The organism is Tahibacter caeni, from assembly GCF_024609805.1.
Taxonomy (GTDB): domain Bacteria; phylum Pseudomonadota; class Gammaproteobacteria; order Xanthomonadales; family Rhodanobacteraceae; genus Tahibacter; species Tahibacter caeni.
On sequence record NZ_JANFVR010000511.1, the window covers coordinates 1 to 2,350 of the forward strand.

At 70.6% G+C, this 2,350-nt stretch carries 2 protein-coding genes; both read right to left on the reverse strand.

The window, feature by feature from the left end:
- Positions 1 to 1,521, reverse strand: a 1,521-nt coding sequence (locus tag NON22_RS23250; protein WP_257389368.1) for an acyl-CoA dehydrogenase family protein, incomplete at its 3' end; no start/stop codon positions are given.
- 300 nt (positions 1,522 to 1,821) lie between these two features.
- A partial coding sequence (locus NON22_RS23255; RefSeq protein ID WP_257389369.1) for a hypothetical protein occupies positions 1,822 to 2,350 on the reverse strand: 529 nt, incomplete at its 5' end.

Sequence of the window (2,350 nt, forward strand, 5' to 3'; positions counted from 1 at the left end):
GCCGGCGGCCTGCGTGACCGTGCCCGCGAGGCTGGCCGCGCGCTGCAGGTCCGCGGCGAACGGCGCGAGCGTCGCATCGGCCGCGGCCTGTGCGCAGGTCTGCGCGATGCGCTCGAGCAGCAGGCGCAGCGCGGCGCCGTCGCGCATCAGCGCCTTGCGCCCGAGCAGGTCCAGTGCCTGGATGCCGTTCGTGCCCTCGTGGATCGGATTGATGCGGTTGTCGCGCCAGCACTGCTCGACCGGATAGTCGCGCGTGTAGCCGTAGCCGCCGAACACCTGGATCGCGAGATCGTTCGCGCGCAGCGCGTAGTCGGAATTCCAGGCCTTGACGATAGGCGTCAGCAGCTCGAGCAGCAGGTGGCTCTGCTCGCGCACGCGTTCGTCCGCGTCGTGCTGGCGGTCGACCAGCAAGGCCGCGTCGAACGCGAGCATCTGGCCGCCTTCGACGTAGCACTTCTGCAGCAGCAGCATGCGGCGCACGTCGGCATGCTCGATCAGCGCGACGGCCGGCGAGGTGGCGTCCTTCTGGTCCGGATGACGGCCCTGGCGCCGCTCGCGGGCGTAGGCCAGCGCGTACTGGTAGCTCGCGGCCGCCTGCTGGATCGCGCTCAGGCCCACGCCGATGCGTTCCTCGTTCATCATGTGGAACATCTGCGCGAGGCCGTTGTGCGGCGCGCCGACGAGGTAGCCGACACAGTCGCCCTGCTCGCCGAACTTCAGGAAGGTGTTGACGCTCGCGCGCTGGCCGAGCTTGTGGTTCAGGCCTGCCAGACGCACGTCGTTGCGCGCGCCGCGGCTTCCGTCCGCCTCGACGCGCCAGCGCGGCACGATGAACAGGCTGATGCCGCGAACGCCGGGCGGCGCGTCGGGAAGCCGAGCGAGCACGAGATGGACGATGTTCTCGCCGAGCTCGTGGTCGCCGGCGGAAATCCACATCTTCGCGCCGCTCATGCGGTAGCTGCCGTCGGGCTGCGGCGTGGCCGTGGTCTTGAGGTCGGCCAGCGACGAGCCGGCCTGGGGTTCGGACAGGCACATCGTGCCGAAATAGCGGCCTTCGAGGATCGGCTGCATGTACAGCCGCTTCTGCTCGGCCGTGCCGTAGACCTCGAGCAGGTTGGCCGCGGCGCGCGCGAGCGTCGGATAGGCGATCGTGCCGGCGTTGGCGCTGCAGAACAGCGCGTCGCAGGCCGCGCCGACGACGAACGGCATCTGCATGCCGCCGCGGTCGTAGTCGGCCAGCACGGCCGGAAAGCCGGCCGCGCAGAACGCCGCGACGGCTTCGCCGATCTCCGAAATCAGCGCGACCTTGCCGTCGACGAGCTGCGGCTCGTGCAGATCGGCCTTGCGGTTGTGCGGCAGGAACTTGTCGAGCGCGACCTGCTCGGCCAGGTCCAGCGCCGCGGCGAACGTCTCGCGGCCGTGTTCGGCGAAGCGCGAATAGCGGCACAGGTCGTCGACGGCCAGCACTTCGTGGAGCAGGAAATCCAGATGACGGCGATCGATGAGCCGGCGCGAGTCCATGAGTCGTTCCGCAGCGTGAGGAAGCCCTACTGTAGCGAGTCGGCGCGCCGGCTGTCCCCGTCCGCGAACGGCGGCGTGGCTGTTCCGTCAGGTGAAACGCGCGGGACGGGCGACGGTGCGGGCATTGCGGCGAGTGGTGAGACGAAGCGTCGTCCGTTGGGCGATGAGCCTTCAAACAAGGCGCTTTGCAGCGTTGTTTAAAAGTACTCTTTGCGATAATTCCGCCGGTGTGTCGGCGCTTCGCCGGACGCCGGTCCGGCGAAGCGCCTTCGACGTAGCGGTTCGCACGCTCGTCGCCACTTACGTTTCGCCGAGCAGCACCTCGGCGACGTCGGCGGCGAACAGGTGCGTGTCGCCGTCGACGACCAGCGTCACGCGGTCCTCGTCGTCGACGCCGGCGCCGGCGGGCCGTGTCGCGCGCGGCAGGCCGTGATCGACCAGCGCCCGCGCGCAGCCGGCCCAGTCGCCCTCGACCGGCGGCTCGTTGCACGAGGCCCACGACAGCGTGCCTATCACGTCGCTGCCGTAGCCGTGGCGTTCGCGCCAGTGCGCGCCGTGCGCGAGCAGGAACGCCGTCAGCGCGGCCTTGCCGCGGAACACGGTCCAGTTCAACGCCGAAGCCGCGAACGGCTCGTCGCCGCCGCGCACGGCGACGGGCCAGCCGAGTTCGACCATCAGGCGCACGCCGGCTTCCGTGCCGTTCATCGCGAGCTCGGGCAGCTGGCGCAGCTGGGCCGGCGCCAGGGTCGCGATCAGATCCGGCTGTCCGGCAAGCCGCTGCCGGGCCTCGGCCGCGTCGCCGCGCGCGCAGGCCGCGACGAACGCCTCG